The 19414-nt window shown below is 60.0% G+C and carries 15 protein-coding genes; 3 read left to right on the top strand and 12 right to left on the bottom strand.

From position 1 onward, the window contains the following. Nucleotides 1-8: 8 nt before the first annotated feature. From VGU61_RS14920 to VGU61_RS14900, 5 genes are read right to left on the bottom strand one after another with little or no spacing between them, the layout of a single operon-like run. A complete protein-coding gene (locus VGU61_RS14920) occupies nt 9-1304 on the bottom strand; it encodes a dihydroorotase (RefSeq protein ID WP_326859960.1) in 1296 nt (431 codons plus the stop codon). Nucleotides 1305-1308: 4 nt separating this feature from the next. Next, on the bottom strand, nt 1309-2268 hold the full coding sequence (locus VGU61_RS14915) for an aspartate carbamoyltransferase catalytic subunit (protein WP_326859959.1): 960 nt from the start codon (nt 2266-2268) through the stop codon (nt 1309-1311). Then, nucleotides 2261-2767: a bifunctional pyr operon transcriptional regulator/uracil phosphoribosyltransferase PyrR gene (gene pyrR, locus VGU61_RS14910; RefSeq protein WP_414691642.1), complete on the bottom strand. Its 507-nt coding sequence runs from the start codon at nt 2765-2767 to the stop codon at nt 2261-2263. Before pyrR ends, VGU61_RS14915 begins: the two co-directional genes overlap by 8 nt. Beyond that, nucleotides 2754-3143, bottom strand: a complete 390-nt coding sequence (gene ruvX / locus VGU61_RS14905) for a Holliday junction resolvase RuvX (protein WP_326859957.1) — start codon at nt 3141-3143, stop codon at nt 2754-2756. Before ruvX ends, pyrR begins: the two co-directional genes overlap by 14 nt. An 11-nt stretch (nt 3144-3154) precedes the next feature. Next, nucleotides 3155-3733, bottom strand: a complete 579-nt coding sequence (locus VGU61_RS14900) for a YqgE/AlgH family protein (RefSeq protein ID WP_414691643.1) — start codon at nt 3731-3733, stop codon at nt 3155-3157. 173 nt (nt 3734-3906) lie between these two features. Between VGU61_RS14900 and VGU61_RS14895 the strand changes: the two genes are divergently transcribed. Continuing rightward, a complete protein-coding gene (locus VGU61_RS14895; protein ID WP_326859955.1) occupies nt 3907-5394 on the top strand; it encodes a deoxyribodipyrimidine photo-lyase in 1488 nt (495 codons plus the stop codon). A 120-nt stretch (nt 5395-5514) separates the two neighbouring features. Here VGU61_RS14895 and VGU61_RS14890 read toward each other — a convergent pair whose 3' ends face one another. The 6 genes from VGU61_RS14890 to VGU61_RS14865 form a co-directional block, all read right to left on the bottom strand. Beyond that, nucleotides 5515-11955: an Hpt domain-containing protein gene (locus VGU61_RS14890; RefSeq protein ID WP_326859954.1), complete on the bottom strand. Its 6441-nt coding sequence runs from the start codon at nt 11953-11955 to the stop codon at nt 5515-5517. A 103-nt stretch (nt 11956-12058) separates the two neighbouring features. Then, complete coding sequence (locus tag VGU61_RS14885; RefSeq protein ID WP_326859953.1) at nt 12059-14380, bottom strand: methyl-accepting chemotaxis protein; 2322 nt, start codon at nt 14378-14380, stop codon at nt 12059-12061. Between the two features lie 62 nt (nt 14381-14442). Then, nucleotides 14443-15018, bottom strand: a complete 576-nt coding sequence (locus VGU61_RS14880; protein WP_326859952.1) for a chemotaxis protein CheW — start codon at nt 15016-15018, stop codon at nt 14443-14445. A gap of 13 nt (nt 15019-15031) precedes the next feature. Then, the gene (locus VGU61_RS14875; protein WP_326859951.1) at nt 15032-15397 is read right to left on the bottom strand and encodes a response regulator transcription factor; all 366 of its coding nucleotides are present in this window, start codon (nt 15395-15397) and stop codon (nt 15032-15034) included. A gap of 21 nt (nt 15398-15418) precedes the next feature. After that, nucleotides 15419-15820 carry a response regulator gene (locus tag VGU61_RS14870; RefSeq protein WP_326859950.1) on the bottom strand — a complete coding sequence of 134 codons (402 nt, stop codon included), beginning with the start codon at nt 15818-15820 and terminating at the stop codon, nt 15419-15421. 150 nt (nt 15821-15970) lie between these two features. Further along, nucleotides 15971-16123: a rubredoxin gene (locus VGU61_RS14865; protein WP_326859970.1), complete on the bottom strand. Its 153-nt coding sequence runs from the start codon at nt 16121-16123 to the stop codon at nt 15971-15973. Between the two features lie 98 nt (nt 16124-16221). Here VGU61_RS14865 and VGU61_RS14860 point away from each other — a divergent pair, with 98 nt between their 5' ends. Both VGU61_RS14860 and hemL read left to right on the top strand, forming a co-directional pair. Continuing rightward, the gene (locus VGU61_RS14860; protein WP_326859949.1) at nt 16222-17052 is read left to right on the top strand and encodes a hydroxymethylpyrimidine/phosphomethylpyrimidine kinase; all 831 of its coding nucleotides are present in this window, start codon (nt 16222-16224) and stop codon (nt 17050-17052) included. A gap of 15 nt (nt 17053-17067) precedes the next feature. After that, a complete protein-coding gene (gene hemL, locus VGU61_RS14855) occupies nt 17068-18363 on the top strand; it encodes a glutamate-1-semialdehyde 2,1-aminomutase (protein ID WP_326859948.1) in 1296 nt (431 codons plus the stop codon). Between the two features lie 41 nt (nt 18364-18404). Here hemL and corA read toward each other — a convergent pair whose 3' ends face one another. Continuing rightward, nucleotides 18405-19370, bottom strand: coding sequence for a magnesium/cobalt transporter CorA (gene corA / locus VGU61_RS14850; protein WP_326859947.1), 966 nt, complete (start codon nt 19368-19370; stop codon nt 18405-18407). Between the last annotated feature and the right edge of the window lie 44 nt (nt 19371-19414).

Here is a 19414-nt window from a genome sequence, read left to right as displayed (position 1 = left end):
GGCCCCGCTTACCGTTCAACGGACCGTTCAAATGCTATGTGGCCGCCGACGATGGTGGCGCTTACCCTCCCGGGCAGTTCGTAACCGAGGAACGGTGTGTGCTTGCCTTGGCTGGCAAGGATGCCGGGCGCCACCGTCCAGCGGGCGTTTGCATCGAAAATGCAGACGTCCGCCGCGCTGCCGACCGTCAGGCGCCCTGCCGGCAAACCGCCGACACGGGCCGCGTCGGAAGTGATCTTGCCGATGGCGCCGGCCAGCCCCGCCGGCGATCGGGCGTCTTCCCCTGCCCACTTGAGCGTGAGGGACAAGAGCAGTTCAAGTCCGGTGGCACCCGGCGATGCTTCGCCGAACGGCAGCAGTTTTTCGTCATCGTCCACCGGAGTGTGGTCGGAACAGATGACGTCGATGGTGCCGTCCGACAAACCCTGCCGAATCGCATCCCGGTCGCGCTGCGCGCGGAACGGCGGCGTGACCCGGGCATTCGGGTCGAAGAAGCCGATATCGGCATCGATCAGATGGATATGGTGTGCGCCGACATCGCAAGTGACCGGCAGGCCCTCCTTCTTCGCGGCACGCACCAGTTCCAGCCCGGCCGCCGACGACATCCGACATAAATGAACCCGCACGCCGGTGACACGCATCAACTCGAAAATCGTGTGCAGTGCGATGGTTTCGGCCATGACCGGCACGCCGGACAGGCCCAGACGGGACGCCACCGGCCCGCTGTGGGCGATGCCGCCGCGGCCGAGGTAGGCATCCTGCGGACGCAGCCAGACGGTATAGCCGAAGGTGTTCGCATATTGCATCGCGCGCATCAGAACCCGGGTATCAAGGATCGGATGATCCGCCTGGGAAAAGCCGATGCAGCCAGCCTCGGTCAGCTCGGCCATCTCGGTCAGCGACTCGCCCTTGAGGCCGACGGTCAGCGCGCCCAGCGGGTAGACATGCGCCTGGTTCAGCCCCTTGGCACGGTGCTTGAGCATCTCCACCAAACCCGGCTCATCCAGCACCGGATCGGTATCCGGCGGGCAGACGAGACTGGTCACCCCGCCCTGTATGGCGGCCTGCATCTCCGACTCCAGCGTCGCCTTGTATTCATAGCCCGGTTCGCGCAGGCGGGCACTAACGTCCACCAGTCCCGGAATGACCGTGAGGCGGCTGGCGTCGATCACCCGGTCGGCGGTGAAACCTGCGGGCGCCTGCCCGACACCGGCCACCTTGCCGTCGGCAATGTACAAATCCTGTTGCGCATCCGCGCCGCCGGCCGGATCGATCAGATGGCCGTGCTTGATGTGAATCTTCATCTTGTTAATTTCCCGCCAAAATACTCATGACCGCCATGCGCACCGCGATGCCGAACGTTACCTGCGGCAGGATCACCGCCTGCGAGCCGTCGGCGACCGCCGAATCGATTTCGACACCCCGGTTCATCGGCCCCGGATGCATGACGATCGCATCGGGCTTGGCGAGCGCCAGCCGTTCGGGCGTCAGGCCGTAGCTCTTGAAAAATTCCTGCGCCGATGGCAGCAGCGCACCGGTCATGCGCTCGTTCTGGAGACGCAGCATGATGATGACGTCGACGCCCTTCAGGCCTTCGTTGATGTCGGTGAAGACGCGCACCCCGAGCTGTTCGAGCCCGCCCGGCAGCAAGGTACGCGGCCCGATCGCACGGACTTCCGGCACGCCGAGCGTGGTCATCGCATGGATATCGGAACGGGCGACGCGGCTGTGCAGGATGTCGCCGACGATCGCCACGGTCAGCCCGGTAAAGTCCTTCTTGTAGTGGCGGATGGTGTACATGTCGAGCAGTCCCTGCGTCGGGTGCGCATGCCGTCCATCGCCGGCATTCACCACATGCACATGCGGCTGGTTGGTGTCGGTCAGGTGCTTGGCGATCAGGTAAGGCGCGCCGGATTGCGCATGGCGCACCACGAACATGTCGGCATGCATCGCGGCAAGGTTGTCGATGGTGTCGAGCAGCGACTCGCCCTTGCTGGCGCTGGAGGCGGAAATATTCAGATTGATGACGTCGGCCGACAGGCGCTTGGATGCAATCTCGAAGGTGGTCCGGGTACGGGTGGAGTTCTCGAAGAACAGATTGAAAACGCTCTTGCCCCGCATCAGCGGCACTTTTTTGACATCCCGGTCGCTGATGCCGACGAAAGAGGAAGCGGTATCGAGAATATGGGTGATGACGGCCTTCGGCAGGCCCTCGATGGTGAGCAGATGCGTCAGCTCGCCGTTTTTGTTCAATTGCGGATTAAGCATGGTCCACCGTTAGCGAGAATCGGCCGTCGTCGGCCCGTTGCAGCACAAGCTGCTGGTCATTGGGGAGCGCAACGGTTTCGGCAACAAAATCGGCTGCGATTGGCAGTTCCCTGCCACCGCGGTCCACCAGGGCGGCCAGCATGATCCGGGCCGGCCGGCCGTAGTCGAACAGTTCGTTGATGGCGGCACGGGTCGTGCGGCCGGTGTACAGCACATCGTCGACGAGAAGGATGGTTGCGCCGTCCACCGCGAACGGAATCTGGCTCGGTTTCACGTCCGCGTGCAGCCCTCTTTCCGCATAGTCGTCGCGGTAAAAGGAAACATCGATGAACCCGAGGCGCCCGGTGAGCTGCAGCTCGGAAGCAAGTCGTTCCGCCAGCCAGGCGCCGCCCGAGTGGATGCCGACAATCGCGATATTTTCCGCGCTTGCCAGCCCGGATTTGATACTGCGCGCAAGCGTCTGGTACAACGCCTCCGCATCGAGGTTAAGGTTGGGCATGGTCATTGAAATATTGTTGCAGAATAATTGCGGCGGCTTCCGCATCGATCAGCTCGCCGCGCCGCTGCGGCACCACCGATGACGAGTAACGCTCGTCGATCAGCGTCGTTTCGACACCGAAACGACCGTGGAGCTGATTGGCGAAGCGCCGGCAGCGTACCGTCATTTCGTGCTCCGAGCCATCCGGATGGCTCGGCAGCCCGACCACGCACAGGCCCGGCTGCCATTCATCGATGAGGGCCGCGATCGCTGCGAATTTACCGTCATTGGTGGCCGCCGAAATGATCGTCAGCGGCTGTGCCTGCCTGATCAGGGTATTGCCGACCGCCACGCCGATACGCTTCAGGCCGAAGTCGAAGCCGAGGATCGTCTGCATCCGGAACCCGTTCAGGCATGTCCGGCTTCGCCAGCCAGCATCATCGGGTCGATACCCAGCAGTCTCATGGCGGCAACGAAGCGCTGCTCAATCGGCAGATCGAAGATGATCGCCGGATCGGCGCGCACTGTCAGCCAGCCGTTGTTGGTGATCTCCTGCTCCAGTTGCCCCGCGCCCCAGCTTGAGCAACCGAGCGTGACCAGCAGGCGTTCGGGCCCCTTGCCCTTCGCCACCGCTTCGAGAATGTCACGGGAATTGGTCAGCGCCACCTGGCTGGAAACTTCCAGGGTGGACGAGAAATCGCCGGGTATCGCGTGGAGCACGAATCCGCGCTCGGCCTGCACCGGTCCGCCGAACATGACCTGCTTGCTGCCGATGGCGGTCCAGTCGGCGCCGGCCTCCGGGATGAGGTCGATGCGCTCCAGTAACTCGTCGAGCATGATGTCGGTTGGCTTATTGACAATCATGCCCAGGGCGCCATCCGTGTTGTGCTCGCACAGGTAGACGACCGTGCCGCCGAACATCGGGTCGAGCATCGAGGGCATGGCGATCAAAAAATGATCCGAAAGGTTTAGGTTGTGATCTGCCACGGTTTCGGAATGTGGAATTGGGTTGGTTGCCGGATCGGTCTGGCCGGCGGTGTCCGCGGAATCGGCCGATGTCTGCAGTTCCGGCGTTTGCACGCCTGCACTGCTTTCACGATAATGGCGATTTTATCATTGACGGCTGCGTCCCGGCCTCCGCCGGTTCACTCCGCTTCCGCATGCCAACATTCAGCAAATCCCTTGTCTGGTTCAGGCGCGACCTGCGCATGTTCGATCACGCCGCGCTTTTTCATGCGCTCAGGCAAAGCCGCGAGGTGTATTGCGTGTTCATTTTCGACCGCGCCATTCTCGACAGTCTTCCCCGGCGGGACCGCCGGGTCGAGTTCATCCTCGACAGCGTGATCGAGCTGAACCAGGAATTGCGCCGGAAAGGCGGCCGGCTGATCGTCCGGCACGCTGATGCGACGAAGGAGATTCCGGCATTGGCTGAGCAGCTCGGCGTCGATGCGGTATTCGTGAACCGCGACTATGAGCCGCATGCCGTTTCACGCGATGCCACGGTTGCCGATGAATTGCGAGTCGCCGGCCGGCAGTTGCTGGCTTTCAAGGATCAGGTCATCTTCGAGACCGATGAAGTGCTGTCGCTGGCCGGCAAACCGTTCTCGGTTTTTACACCCTACAAGAACGCCTGGCTGAAGAAGCTGCATTTGGCAGGCGACGATTTTTTCCTGAAAGCCTATCCGGTCGAAACCTATTGCACACGTTTGGCCGATCCGCCGCCCTTATTGTGCGGCGACATGCCCGCGCTTGCCGATATGGGCTTCGAGAAAACAAACCTCAGCGCGCTCGGCATGCCTACCGGCATGTCGGGCGCGGAAACCCTGCTGAAAGAATTCGGATCACGGGTTGATCAGTACCATATTTCTCGTGACTTTCCTGCCGTGAAAGGTCCTTCCTATCTGTCGATGCATTTGCGCTTCGGCACCGTGTCGATACGGGGACTGGCGCGCAAGGCTGTTCATGCAATGCGTCTGCAGGGCTGCAGCGGTTCCGCCACCTGGCTGTCGGAACTGATCTGGCGCGATTTCTATTTCATGATCCTGCATTTCCATCCGCACGTGGCCGAGCGCTGCTTCAAGCCGGAATACGATGCGATCCGATGGGAGTCGGGCGAGCGGGCACAGATCCTGTTCAATGCCTGGCGCACCGGCGCGACCGGCTATCCACTGGTCGATGCGGCGATGGCGCAACTCAACCAGACCGGTTATATGCACAACCGCCTGCGCATGGTGACTGCGTCGTTCCTGATCAAGGATCTCGGCATCGACTGGCGTTCCGGTGAACGCTACTTCGCGGAACGATTGAATGACTTCGATTTATCCGCCAACAATGGCGGATGGCAATGGGCAGCGTCCAGCGGCTGTGACGCGCAGCCCTACTTCCGCATCTTCAACCCGATCACCCAATCGCAAAAGTTCGATGCGGAAGGCAAGTTCATTCGGCGCTATTTGCCGCAATTGTCCGCGCTGCCGGACAAGCATGTGCATGCGCCCTGGCTCGCGCCGGCTTCCGTGCTGCGGCAGGCGGGACTCGTCCTCGGTCGCGACTACCCGCTCCCGGTGATACAGCACGACGCCGCCCGCCAGGCGACCCTGATCCGCTATGCGGTCGTCAAAAAATCTTCCGTTACCGCGCTCGACGAATAGCATGCTTTTCCTGTGTATGCGGGCGGCATCCGCGTCGCTGATCGGATATTGAGCGCCTTTCCGGATGCCCCATAAAAAAAGCCCGCAACCAGTGCGGGCTTTCGAATGATGCGGCGGAGCTTATGCAGCCGGAACCGCTTTGCGTATATAACCGGCAATCAGGCGCAGCAGTTCTTCTTCCTGATACGGTTTACCAAGATACTCATTGACGCCGAGTTCCATCGCGTAGTTGCGGTGTTTCGCCGCAGTACGTGATGTAATCATTACGATCGGTATGTGACGGGTACGCTCGTCGCCTCGAACGTTGCGGGTCAGGTCGAAACCATCCATGCGTGGCATTTCGATGTCCACCAGCATCACGTCCGGAGTCATTGACTGCAGGTGTTCGAGCGCATCCACACCATCCTTGGCGAGCACGACCTGATACCCCTCCCTTGCCAGCAGGCGCTGCGTGACGCGCCGCACGGTGAGGGAATCGTCGACCACCATGACGATGTTCTGTGTGCGCAGCCCCTGTACCGCTTCAGTCCCCGGTACAAGAGGCTGTGAACCGCCCATCTCGGCAACCGCACCCATTGATTCCGGTGCATCGGAAGGGAGGATACGCGGCGCGCGGAGGTTTGCCTGTACCGCGCGCTGTGCCAGCGGCACCGGATTCAGAATCAGCACGATATCGCCGGAACCGAGAACTGTCGCACCGGCAATGCCGATCATCCTCGCCAGCTGCGGGCCGATGTTCTTGACCACGACCTCGCGGTTACCAACGATCTCATCAACGTGCAGGGCCACACGGTCATTCCCGCTCTTGAGGATCAACAGCGGGGAATACTGCTGCGTTACCGGCGTGGCCGTCGCGTCGCCCAACAATCCCGGCAGGTAATACAGCGGCACACGCTGTCCCTGCCACATCACCGCACCGTCGTTATAGGCGGCGGCCAGCGGATTGGTTTTCAGCTGCTGCACCTGTTCCACCAGTACCGACGGCACGGCGTAAGTCTTGCCGCCGCTCGACAGCAGCACGACCTGGGTCACAGCCAGGGTGAGCGGGAGGTGAATGGTGAAGACTGCGCCCTTGCCGGACTCGGACATGGTCGATACCCGACCGCCGAGCGCCGTCGCTTCCGAACGTACGACGTCCATACCGACGCCACGGCCCGCCAGTTCGGTGATCTGGTCGGCGGTCGAGAAGCCCGGATGGAAAATCAGGTCTTTCACCTCATCTTCGGACAGCTTGCTGTCGTCGGTGAGCAGCCCCACCTGGCGCGCCTTCTTGCGGATATTGTCGAGATTCAGGCCCTGTCCGTCGTCCGAGAACTGGATGACGACCTCGTTACCTTCCTGGCGGATCTCAACCAGCAATTCGCCGGTTTCATTCTTTCCTGCCGCACGGCGCGAGGCGCGCGACTCGATGCCATGCACGATCGCATTGCGCAGCAGGTGCTCGAACGGCCCTGTCATCTTTTCCAGAACGCCGCGGTCGATTTCGACCGCGCTGCCGCGGATATCGAGGTTGACGCGCTTGTCCATTTCCTTTGCGGTCTGCCGCGTCACGCGGTAAAGACGCTCGGAGATGCTGGCAAACTGAACCATGCGCACCCGCATCAGGTCCTGCTGCAGGTCACGCGTAAGGCGCGCCTGGATCGACAGGTCGCCAGTGGCGCTGTCCAGCGTGCGGCTCAGGTTCTGCTGCACCGACCCGACGTCGTTGACGCTTTCGGCCATCATGCGGGTCAGTTCCTGCAGGCGGGTAAAGCGGTCGAACTCCAGTGGGTCGAACTCACGGTCGGCCGAATGCGCCATGCGGGAAGTAATCTGCGATTCCGCCTGCATTTCGATCTCGCGCAACTGGTCGCGCAGCCGTCCTACGTTTTCGGTCAGTTCCGACAGCGACTGGCGCAGCGTGCCGACTTCGGTTTCGATCTTTGAACGCGCGATCGACACCTCACCGGCCTGGTTGACCAGGCGGTCCAGTATGTCGGCGCGAACCCGCACCAGCGGCACCGAAGCGGAACCCGCCGCTGCGGCGACAGGGGCAGCCTCGACTGCCTTCGGTGCGACGAAACGGCCGCTTGGAACCGGCATCACCGATGTCAGCACCACCGGTTGCGCGGAGTCCTGATTCTTGACGACAGGAGTCGATTCGTCCGCCGGCGTTGCTTCGCTCTGTACCGGCGCCTGTTGAGGCGCTGTCCGGGATGCGGACGGATTCTGCAACTGCTCGAACAGTTGCAAGGCATCGTCGTACCGCACCAGCAAGTCGTCGACCGACACCGCGGTCGGCATGGTCAGGTGCATGATGTTTTCGATGCGCGACTCCATGTCATGCAGGTGCTGGCCAAGCGCCATCGCACCGGCCATCCGCGCGCTGCCCTTGAGAGTGTGCAGCAAGCGCAGCATCGATTGCGGCCACACGGCGCTGCCCAGCTCGCCCTGCCAGGACCGCAATACCTGTCCCATCTCGGGCAACATGTCGCGCCCTTCCTCAAGGAAGACCGGCAGCAGGTCGGCATCCAGATCGTCGTTGACGGTGATCGCCGGATGCGGTGCGTCGTCGGCCTGATTGGCGAAAACCGGCTCCTGGCGAACGGATGGCTGCGCCTGCACCGGCTGGAACGCCACTTCCGGCTCGAAGACCGCGTCTTCAATAACGCTGTCTGGCTGAAGCGGCTCGGCGGACTCTGCATCCCATGCATCACTCACAGTTGCCGAAGCCTCAGGCAATTCAGCCGGCAACTCCGCATGGACGTCCAGATCAGCTTCCATATCGGTCTGCGCATGCGGCTCTGCGGAATGATCGAACTCGACAGGCGGCTGCGTTTCCGGCTGGACGTCGGAACGTGCCTCGATCTCGCGCAGCATTCCCGATAGAAGCTGCACGAATTCCGGTTCGTGCGGCGGCATTTCCCCCAGCGCGAAGGTTTGCAGCATCAGCTTCAACTGCTCCACGCTTTGTTCCAGCGTGTCGTATTCACGATCGACCAGACGAACCGGTTTACGCATCAGGAATTGCAGCACCATCTCCAATGCATGTGCAACTTCCTGCAAGGCATTGAATCCAACCGTCGCGGAACTGCCTGCCAGCGAATGCGAAGCATGGACCGCCTGAATGCTGACCCGGCGTTCCGGCTCATGCCGCCATTCGGCGATATCGTTGGCAAGCAGACGAACCAGTTCGTCTGTCTCGGCAAGGTAGATATTGTGCAGCGGAACACTGATCTCCAGGTCACCGATACGCTTGACGTTGTCGTTGCTGACCGGCGTCGCCGGTGTCATGGTCGGGAAGTCGATGACTTCGGCGACGGATTCGCGCGGTGAAGCGGTAGATACACGTTCCGCCGGAACGTCGTCAAGAGCATGTAATTCCACCACGACCGATGACTCCGCCGCGGGCTTCAATTCAAGCACTACCGACTCTTCCTCGATATTGCCTGATTCCGCTACTGCCTCGATGTCCCCGGTGGCAAATTCATCTGCTGCCGGCGCCTGCGTCCCGTCTTTTGTCCCGGCAGCGAAGGTGCTGCTGTCGAACATGGCCATGTCGGCATCCGACAATTGCAACTCTTCCGCTTCCGGCAATTCCGCAACCGCTTCCGGCGCGGCGTCTTGCATGAAATCGGTAACAATGTCGAGCGCAGGCAGCGTTTCGGCTTCGGCGATTTCCTGCTGTGCGTCAGTCATCAACTCCGGAGTTGGTGTCGACCCGACAGTTGGCTCGAACGTCATCTCAGGATCAGGCATGGCGCTGATCGACAAGGCAGACGACGAATCGGATGCGGTCACGGGCTCAACCAGTGATTCGATCAGGGAAGCAGTCAACGACTCCGGGAGAATTTCCGCCACGGCCGGCGCTGCGGGATCCGCCTCACCCGGAATTTCATCCAAGGCAATTGCGTTCGATTCGGCAGAAATCTCTGAGTCGGCGATGTTGTGCGCTTCAATCAAAGCCGGTTCGGATACGGCTTCAGGCAACGATTCCGCTTCGGACTGGACTTGCTGTTCGACTTGCGGGCTGGAGCCCGATTCTTCGAAGACGAAGCTCTGGCCTGCCTTGATCCGCTCGGCAGCGGCGACTATCGCATGCGAAGTCCGGCTGGACCGCCCCTGGGTTTTCAGGTCCTGCACCCATGCGCCGAGAACTTCAGCGGCCTTGTCCAGCAATGCATACAAGTCCGGATCGCCCGGACGCGCGTCCGACAGGCGCAGATTCAATACCTGTTCGATGCTCCATGCTGCTTCACCGAATGCAACCAGTCCGACCATGCGACCGCTGCCCTTGAGCGTATGGAAGGAACGGCGCAATGTCGTGAGATGCTCCTGATTGCTCGGTTCACCGCGTGCCGCAGGGACGGTCTGACCGACGCACTCCAGCACTTCCTCGGCTTCCATCAGGAAGATTTCCAGCAATTCAGCGTCCACGGCCTCGTCGGTTTCCAGCGCGGCTGTTTCCGCCACGACCACTGCCGCAGGTGCCGCCGGAGCGGTATTGCTGACCACGGGCGCGAGAACCTGCGTGGAGGCGGCGATGTCCGCCCGCTTGAGCGCTTCGATGCCGGCTTCGGCCAGATCGTTGGCTTCGGGATTATCGACCAGGGCGGCATCACGGCGAATCTGTTCCAGCGATTCCTTCAGCTGCTCCTGCAGTACCTGATTGCCGGGTTCCGCGCTGAGCGAGAGCGCAAGCTCCGCCGACTGCTGCAGATGTAACTCGAGCTCGTCTTCCACAGTGGACAAGACGGCGGTTTCAGCGCCGGGCACCGCTGGACCGCCAGTCTCGGCCACCGGCTCAAAAGGGCCGGGGTCCTCCACGACAGGTTCAGGCGCAGGTCCCTTCTCCACCACGCTGGCGCGGAATACGCCTCGATCCTCGTCGTAGGAAAAACGCTGTTTCGCGCTGTCTGCATTGTGCTGCAGAGTTTCGATGAAGAAGCTCAGCGCACCGACGTTCTCCGCCACCCGCTGAAACTCTTGCTGTTCCGGCATCACATCCGTTTCCGTCGCGGCAAACCGCTTGACCGCCGCTCGCGTATGCTGGATGGTGCGCATTGCATCGTCCTGGTCGAGGATCGCCATCGCGCCTTCGATCTGATACAGGATGGTATCCAGCTGTCCCAAGGAATCCTGCTGCGCCGGATCCCGGAAATATTCGTCCAGCATCTTCTCGACCTGACGAAGGCTGTTCTGCATTTCACCGGCGAGCACCGTCATCGTCTGACGCTGTTGTGCTTCGCGGGACATGTCGTCCAGCCATTGGGCAGTCTCCACCGGCTGCTGACCCGCAACGATGGACAGCAGGCGGGCCGTCATGGCGTCCGCGCGTTCCGCGAAATTGTCTGGAAGACGGCCGATGTTACCCAGGGCGTTCTCGATGAAAAGCAGGCTGGTAGCCATTTCCAGCCCGAGGCTCTCGCCTGACGTACCGCGCGCTGCATGGCGCGAAATGCCGCTTAGCTCCCGCAACAGCTTCGTCAGCGCGGGCGCATTCAGCTTGGCGCCGGCGTCAGCGAGTGCCTGCATTTCATGTTCAAAGGTGTCGGCGCCGCTGACGTCGCCGCCGGCGATACGGTTCCACAGGTTTTTCGCCTGCGACAGCCGCTCCTTTGCAGCCGCAAGAGCATCCAGATTAATCTGTCCGTAACGCTTGATCTCATAATCTGCCGGAACCAGCCCGTCGAGCTGATATGCGCTGCGGATCTGTACTGCCCGTGGCGATGGATCGGTCATCTGCGCGATGAAGAACAGCGCATCGCGCAACAGTCTTTCGGCGATGCTCGACGAACCCTGGCTCAGGCGCCGGATCTGTAGATTGATTCGGGCAAAAAGCTGCTTGACGTAGATTTCCTTCGGAATCTTGCTGGCGGCGACCGCCTCGGCAAAACCATGCATCACCCACCAGAATGCTCTCGATTGCGGCGCGCTCTGCATCCGGTCGATTTCAGCGACGATGTCACGCAGGACAGCGGCGTTCGCCAGTTCGGCATTGCGGTCGGTGCTCTTCAAAAACGGCAGCAATGCTCTCTCGAACCGTTGGCGAAGCGCCGCATAGTCGGGCTTTGCGCCTGCCGCTGATGCGACCGGCAATTGCGGGCGAATCGCCAGATTGGGGAAAAACAGGTCAGCGGGATGAATGCGTTCCGCTCCGCGCACTTCCAGCAGGGCACGATAGTACGGAAACAAGCGGACAGGCTGATGCGGCAAGCCTGAAAGCAGTTCTTCCAGATACTCGACCAGAGCAACGTAGCCGAGATCGATTGCCTGCGCCATCTCATTGCTGAACTGGAGCTGCTTGGTATCAACCCGGTCAAGGAGATCCTCGACGGTTTCCGTGATGATGGAAACGCCATCGACATCAACGATCTGCAAAGCACCATGAGCCTGATGCAGATAGCTCTTGGCATGGCGAAGTGTAGTTGATTGCGCTTCGACATCCTGTGCGGCAGCCTCATACAAGGCGGCCTTGGAGCGGCCGAGGGCCTCGCGTATTTCACCCATCACCCAGGACAACGGTCCGGTATCGAAAGTATCCCGAACGCCCTGCGTAATGGCGGAAGAAGGGGTGGTCATGACTGCCTCGCGGAGGTTCAATAGGCGACAAACCGAACCGACGGTTTATCGCCTGGCATTACGAATTGGCGGCAAGCCGGTACAGGCGAACACCGGGCTGGGATCAGGCAGTTACGCGGAAACGCGATACCGAATTCTTGAGTTCTTCAGCCAGCATGGACAGTTCGTGAATCGACTGCGCAGTCTGTTGCGTACCTTCCTGCGTCTGTTCGGTAACGGTCAGGATGTTCTGAATGTTCTGCGCAACACCGTTCGCCGATGTTGCCTGCTGTTCGGTCGCAGAGGAAATTCCCTGAATCAGTTCCGCAAGGCGATTCGAAACGCGCCGGATGTCGGACAGTGCCGCACCGGCCGCATCGGACAGTTTGGCTCCCTCAACCACACCCTGCGTGGATTTTTCCATCGCCGCTACCGCATCGTGGGTATCCGTCTGAATGGTACGAACCAGCGCACCGATCTGCTTGGTCGCCTCACCGGAACGTTCCGCCAGTCGCTGCACTTCTTCAGCAACCACCGAGAAGCCTCGACCCGCTTCACCTGCCGACGCCGCCTGGATCGCCGCATTCAGCGCCAGCACGTTGGTCTGTTCGGTAATGTCGGAAATCAGTTCGGTGATTTCGCCAATCTCCTGCGAAGATTCGCCGAGACGCTTGATTCGCTTCGATGTTTCCTGGATCTGTTCACGAATCTCGTTCATGCCCTTGATCGCGTCTTCCACCGCTTTTGCACCCTGCTCCGCCGCGGCCACCGACTGGCGCGCCACGTCGGCAGATTCGTTAGCGGATTTCGATACATCGGTAATCTGGACTGCCATTTCAAGTACCGCCTGGCCGGTTTCCTGAATCTCGCGGGATTGCTTCTGGGACGCGGCAAGCAGTTCAGTCGAAATGTTTTGCGCCTGGTTGGACGCGGAGGTAACCTGCTCGGCGGTCTTCGTCACCCGGCCCACCAGGCCGCGCAGCTCTTCCACGGTATAGTTAACCGAGTCGGCGATCGCACCGGTGATGTCTTCCGACACCGTTGCCTGCACGGTCAAGTCACCGTCCGCCACTTCCTGCAGTTCGTTCATCAGTCGCAAAATAGCGGCCTGGTTCTGATCGTTCGCAGCCTGCGCTTCTTCTTCCTTGCGCAGCGCTTCGAGACGCTGTTGTTCCGCCTGCTGGCGGCGCATGTCCGCTTCCTTGGTGCGATTGCGGCTATCTTGCAGCAGTACCAGTGCAATACCGACCGCGGCAACCAGCGCTGCAACCGCGCTGACCAGCATCAGCCAGAAGGAGACGCTCAGCGAGTCCTCTTTTGCGCGATAAGATTGCTGCAACGTCGTCAGGCGCTGCTTCAGCGTTTCATTTTCAGCAAAGATCAATTGCTCGGATTGCTTGGCCGCAATGAAGTTTTGCAGGTTGCCGAGAATCGTCGCAACCGACTGCTGGTATTCGGCGAACGCGCTCTGCAGTTCCGTCAGTTTTTCACGTGTATCCGGATCTTGTGTCGCGGTCAGGCGCAGAACGTCGCTGCCGTTCAGGAAGCCTTCGGTGATGTCACGGAACGTGTTGGTGTCCTTACCCAGCAGGAACGCCGTTTCCGGGTTCACACCTTCGGATGTCAGAAATTCGTTGGCGCTGCGACCCAGACGCTGGGTCAACATGACCAACTGACCGGCGGCGGAGATTTCCCTTGGCGACGCGCCGGCCTGTGCTTTTAGCGTGGAGATCTGTTCAGTCAATTCAAGCAACACCGGGGACAGCGTATTCAGTTTCTGGAGTGTCGTACCGAAACCCGTCAGTTCCTTGTTGAGCTTGAGAATGGTGTCCGCCGCCTTGTCGGAATTCGACCAGATCTTCTCCGTCTCTTTCAGCAAGGTTTCCATTTCCGCGTCGGGTGGGCTGATTTCCCGTCCGAGGTATTCGCCGCCTTTGAGCAGCACGGACAGATCCCGATTGAATTCCTTGCGGCTTTCCTCGAGCTGTTTGAACGCGGCCGGGTTACCCTGGATCGCGTTAGGCGCCGCCTTACCGATACGCTGGGAGTGCATCAGCGCGTCACCGGCGATTTGCGTTTGGGTGGATGCGTGGATTGACTGGTTGGAATTCAACCACACAAAGGAGGCGCCAAGAACCAGCGAACCGCCGAGCACCGCCAGCAGGACCCGCACCTGCTTTTGCAGTGGCATCTTGCCGATCAGCGGCAGGCGGATATCGCCGCCCTTCTGGAGAGCGTCGCCGATAAAGGTAGCGTTGAGATTTGTTTCGGTAATGGCAACCAGCGGATCGGCGGGCGCGGCGGATGGTGGCGTCATGTCGCCAGGTTCGGCCTGCACTGCGACCGTGTTGGCATCGTCGGTTTGACCGACGTGCGCTGCAAGATCTCCGCCCTCAGCAAGTCCTTCCTTTTGTCCCTTGGAAAAGAACGGTAGTTTGAATGCCATTACTGAGTCTCCTAATTCTGATGACTGATTACTGTGTCGGGCTGGTCGTGCAACCTAGCGGCTTATAAACCAACATGCAAAAACCGCGGGTCTTGCACGATTAAAGATAAATTGAGTTCGGTCCAGACTTGGGACTCGCGATCAATGTAGCGCTGCGCAATCCAGGGTGTGGCAGTCCCGTCCGCCGGGCCTTGCAGCTCCATCTCTGAAATATTGCGCAGACCCATCACGCGGGATACGAGCAGACCGCTGTTGAAGGACAGGCTCGAAGAGAACGCCACGATGCGGCTGTCTTTGTCGATCGGCGTTGCCGGCTGCCCCTGGAACGCGGCAAGATCAATGACGCTGATCAGGTTTCCCCGGACGTTCGTCAGGCCCAGAAACCAGTCCTGCGTCAATGGAACCTCGGTGATCGATCCGATGGAAACGATTTCACCTGCTTCGCGCAGGTTGAGCAGCCATTTGGTCTGCCCGATCATCACGCCGAGCTGACTGGCATGCTCCTGCGCACCGCTGCGCACCGCCTGCATGCGCTCCACCAACTGAGCCTGGAATTCGCGCAAACGGGTGCGACGCGCACCGATGTCGCGTTTTGCAAGCACAGGCTTTGACAAGAGTTCAGGAGTGGTCTGGCTCATGACGGCGTCGTCTTTAACCAAGCGCGGCGATTTTGGAGAGAAGCTCCTGTGGATCGACCGGCTTGACGATGTAATCGCGCGCACCTTGGCGCAGCCCCCAGATGCGATCCGTTTCCTGATTCTTGCTGGTGCAAATGATGATGGGCACATCCTGTGTTTCAGGATCGCGGGAGATGGCGCGGGTGATTTGGAAACCATTCTGACCTGGCATGACCACATCCATCAGGATCAGCTGGGGCTTGTCAGCTTTTACTTTCAGCAGTGCTTCCTCGCCGCTTTCTGCGGTGGACACGGAAAATCCGTTCTTGATCAGGATATCGGTCAGGAAATAGCGCTCTGTCGGAGAGTCGTCTACTACAAGAATTTTTTGAATGGCCATCTTGAACTTTCAGATCGGTAATTATTTGGCAACGGCGATGGCGGTATGCTCGCGCACCGTTTTAAGCAGGCTGTCTTTGGTAAAGGGCTTGGTAAGGTAGGCGTCGGATCCGACCATCGCCCCACGCGCCCGATCGAAAAGGCCGTCCTTGGACGACAGCATGATGACCGGCGTGGTGTGGAATTTGGCGCTTTTCTTGATCAACGCACAAGTCTGGTAGCCGTCCAGTCGCGGCATCAGGATGTCGCAAAAGATAAGGGCCGGCTTATGGTCGTTCATTTTGGCGAGAGCGTCGAAGCCGTCGTCTGCCAATACGACCTGATAGCCAGCTTGGCCCAGGAAAATTTCCGCGGAGCGACGAATCGTACTGCTATCGTCGATCACCATTATTTTGAGACCGGCGTTATCTATTGATATTGTCATGACGTAATCTCGTTAAGCTACCGCCCAATATACGGCGCAACTGTAACAAAAAGCAAGATGCTTTAAAACAACTCTTTCTTTACGTCATGGATTAGCGTGGTTTTTATGCGAAACGCCGGGAGGTGGTTTATATAAAAATGACGGGAATTTTCAAAGTGCGACCATTTCGAAGTCTTCTTTCCGGGCTCCGCACTCCGGACATGTCCAGTTCATGGGCACATCGGTCCAAAGCGTTCCGGCCGGGATACCTTCATCGGGGAGGCCCGCCGATTCGTCGTATACCCATCCGCAAATCAAACACATCCAGGTCTTGAATTCCTGGTTCGACGATTCGTTATTACTCACGGTGCTTGCCCTTCAATCAAGTAAAATGCAAAGTCGCATATCTTAATCTACCCGCTGTGCAAAACCAAACATCTCCACTCATTCTCGCCTTTGGCGCAACCGATCCGGTGAGCGCCATCGGCATCCAGGCCGATCTGGCATCATTTGCCGGCATGGGTTGTCATGGCTTGTCGGTCGTCACCGCGATACTGATCGGCGACACGGCCCGTATCGAAGATGCGCAGGCCATTGATCCCGACTGGGTCGCCGACCAGGCGCGGGTAGTTCTCGAGGACATGCCGGTTGCGGCGTTCAAGGTCGGTGTCGTAGGCAGCATGGAGAATGTGACGGTGATCGCGGAAATCGTTTCCGACTATCCCGACATCCCGCTGGTGCTCGATCCGTTCATATCCGCCATGCCGGACCAAGGTCCGGAAGGCGAGGACATGCTGGTCGCGATACGCGAACTGCTGATTCCCCAAACGACAGTATTCGTGACCTCGGCGGTCGAACTGTCGCGACTGGCCGAAACCTGGCGCGAACCGTCGACCGAGGACACCATGGCAACCGACGCAATGCGCCTGATCGGGATGGGATGCGAATATGTTCTCGTTACCGGTACGCCGGGCGACGTGCATGAAGTCGGCAACATCCTGTTCGACGAATCGGGCATGGTGCGGCAGGACACATGGCAACGCCTGTCAGGCTCCTTCAGCGGCGCCGGCAGCACAATGTCCGCGGCGATCGCGGCGCTTCTCGCCAACGGCCTGGACGTGCCGGAAGCCGTATTCGAAGCGCAGGAGTTCACCCATGCGGCCCTGTCGAACGCACATCGACTGGGCATGGGAAAGCTGACACCCGACCGCTATTTTTGGGCCCAGGAATCTGAATCCGGCCCTAATACATAATCTTTCCTGCTTCACATGACATCTCAAAACGACACCCTTTTTGCCCGCGCCCAGGTGACGACGCCAGGCGGCGTGAATTCTCCAGTCAGGGCGTTTCGCTCCGTCGGCGGCACTCCGCGTTTCATTACCCGCGCAGCCGGCCCCTATTTTTGGGACGCCGACGAGCGCCGCTACATCGACTACATCGGTTCTTGGGGACCGGCGATCGTGGGCCATGCACACCCGAAAGTGATTCAAGCGGTACAGGATGCCGCCGCCCGGGGATTGAGCTTCGGCGCTCCCACTGAAGGCGAGATCGAAATGGCGGAGGAAATCTGCCGCCTGGTGCCATCGGTCGAGCAGGTGCGCCTCGTCTCCAGCGGCACCGAAGCGGCCATGAGCGCCCTGAGATTGGCGCGTGGCGCCACCGGCCGCGATGCGATCATCAAATTCGAAGGCTGCTATCACGGGCATGCCGATTCCCTTCTGGTAAAAGCCGGCAGCGGATTGCTGACGTTCGGCAACCCGACCTCCGCAGGCGTCCCGGAAGATTTCGCCAAGCATACCCTCGTGCTCGATTACAACGATCCCCAGCAGCTGGAAGAGCTGTTTTCACGTATGGGCGACCGCATCGCCTGCGTGATTGTCGAGCCGGTGGCGGGCAATATGAACCTCGTGCGCGCCACGCCGGAATTCCTGCAGACGATGCGGCGCCTGTGCACCGCACATGGTGCGTTGCTGATTTTCGACGAGGTGATGTCGGGATTCCGGGTCGCTCTCGGCGGCGCGCAATCGCTGTACGGCATCACGCCGGACCTCACCGTCCTCGGCAAGGTGATCGGCGGCGGCTTGCCGGTGGCGGCGTTCGGGGGCCGAAAGGACATCATGAAGCACCTTGCGCCGCTCGGTGCGGTCTACCAGGCAGGCACCTTATCCGGCAACCCGGTCGCCGTTGCTGCCGGAATGACGACGCTCAAACTGATCCAGGAACCGGGTTTCTATGAAAATCTCGGCGCGCAGACAACAAAGCTGGCAAACGGTCTGGCAGAAGTGGCGCGGCAAGCGGACGTACCATTCTGCGCCGATGCAGTGGGCGGCATGTTTGGCATTTATTTTGCCGAGCAGGTGCCGGCCACTTACGGCGCGATGATGAAATGCGATAAGGCGGCCTTCAACGCATTTTTCCATGCAATGCTCGATGCGGGCGTCTATCTGGCGCCGTCTGCATTCGAGGCAGGTTTCGTGTCCGCCCAGCATGATGACGCTATCATCGCAGCAACGCTGGATGCCGCGCATGCTTCATTCGGAAAACTGAAGCGCGCCGCCGGCTGATCCGATCCACGCCGCGGTCAATCCTGTCGCGGCGTAGATACTTATTTCAGCCAGCCGCGGCGGCGGAAGTAGAGGAACGGGGCGACTGCGCTACCTACCATCAGCATCAGCGCGAATGGGTAGCCCAGCGGCCAGTTCAGCTCCGGAAGCACACGGAAGTTCATGCCATAGATACTGGCGATGAGTGTAGGCGGCAGGAAGGCGACGCTGGCGACGGAGAAGATTTTGATGATCTTGTTCTGATTGATGTTGATGAAACCGACGGTGGCGTCCATCAGGAAGTTGATCTTGTCGAAGAGGAATGCAGTGTGGCCGTCCAGTGATTCGATGTCCCGCAGAATCTGGCGCGCCTCTTCGAATTGCTCGGTGTTCAGCAGGCGGCCACGCATCAGAAAGCTGACGGCGCGCCGGGTGTCCATCATGTTGCGGCGGATCCGTCCGTTCAAGTCCTCTTCCTGGGCGATCGCATTCAGCGATTCCGCCGCATCCTGGTCGCTGAGTTCCTTTTGCAGCACGCTCCGGCTTACCTCTTCCAGACTCTGATAGATTCCTTCGAGCGCGTCTGCCGAGTACTCGGCGTCGGTCGCATACAGGTCAAGAAGCACATCCTTATAGTCACCAATTGAACCGGGGCGCGAACGTGCGCGCATGCGCACCAGCCGGAACACCGGCAGATCATCGGTATGCACTGAAAACAGCATGTTTTTAGCAAGGATGAACGCAACGGTGATGACCCGTGACGGGCCATCCTCTTCCTCCAGCAGGAAATCGGTGCGCAGGTGCAGGTCGCCGTTTTCCGCTTCGTAATAACGCGCGGATGCTTCGATATCCTTGACTTCGTCTTCGCCGGGCAAGGTGACGCCATAGATGCTTTTCACCCATGCGCGCTCGTCGTCATTGGGATCGGTCAGATCCACCCAGACCGGCGCCGCCTTTTCCAGATCGGTCCGGGTCTCGATATTGACCTGGTTGAGGCGGCCGTTTTGCAAGACGAATACATTGATCATGTGGTCTCCCGGCCATGGTTCCCGTACCGGACGCATGGCCATCC

The sequence above is a fragment of the Noviherbaspirillum sp. genome (assembly GCF_035944575.1).
Lineage (GTDB): Bacteria > Pseudomonadota > Gammaproteobacteria > Burkholderiales > Burkholderiaceae_D > Noviherbaspirillum.
This window is presented reverse-complemented; position numbering and strand designations above follow the sequence as displayed.